At 65.1% G+C, this 571-nt stretch carries 1 protein-coding gene and 1 pseudogene; both read right to left on the bottom strand.

Annotated features, from left to right (window positions below; translation table 11 throughout):
* Positions 1 to 383: FAD-binding oxidoreductase (locus tag EOA86_RS37635; RefSeq protein WP_164892455.1), on the bottom strand; the 383-nt coding region annotated here is incomplete at its 3' end.
* Positions 380 to 571, bottom strand: a pseudogene (locus tag EOA86_RS37630) (branched-chain amino acid ABC transporter permease); the annotation flags it as partial. The gene EOA86_RS37635 and the pseudogene EOA86_RS37630, both read right to left, overlap by 4 nt.

The following is a 571-nucleotide window of genomic DNA, read 5'->3' as shown; positions in this document are numbered from 1 at the left end:
CTCTGGTCTGCGTCGCATTCGATGCCGTGCCGCCTGATCAGGTCGAAGACGAGGTCGGCGCTGCCGGTGGCGAACTCGACAAGGCGTTCGCCGCGTTCGGGTCCGAGCTCGGCAGCGATATGGTCGGGGTCTCTTTTCGCGAAATTCGGCACGACGAAGCCGGCATTCCTGCCGGTCGCGCCCCAGGCGATGATTTCCGCTTCGAGGACGGCGACCGAGATGCCTTTTTCGGCGGTATGCAGCGCGGTGGAAAGGCCTGAGAACCCGCCGCCGACAATCGCCAGGTCGACATCGAGTGCGCCTTCGAGGGTAGGCCGGTCACGGCGATTGCGGCTGACGGCGTGCCAGAGGGAAACGCCGGAAGACCCGGCAACCTCGATCATGACGCTGTTCCGCTCTCACCCGTAGCCACTCGGACACGCTTGCCGAATCTTGGCCGCCACGGCCTGTCGCCAAACAGGCCGTTCGGCCTGACCAGAAGAATGACGCACAGCATCACGCCGATGGCGACGATCTGCAGCGAGGCGGCGCGGGCCTGCTGCTCCGGCGAAAACAACACGCTCGTTAACGC

The organism is Mesorhizobium sp. M5C.F.Ca.IN.020.32.2.1 (assembly GCF_004023105.1).
Lineage (GTDB): Bacteria > Pseudomonadota > Alphaproteobacteria > Rhizobiales > Rhizobiaceae > Mesorhizobium > Mesorhizobium wenxiniae.
This window is presented reverse-complemented; position numbering and strand designations above follow the sequence as displayed.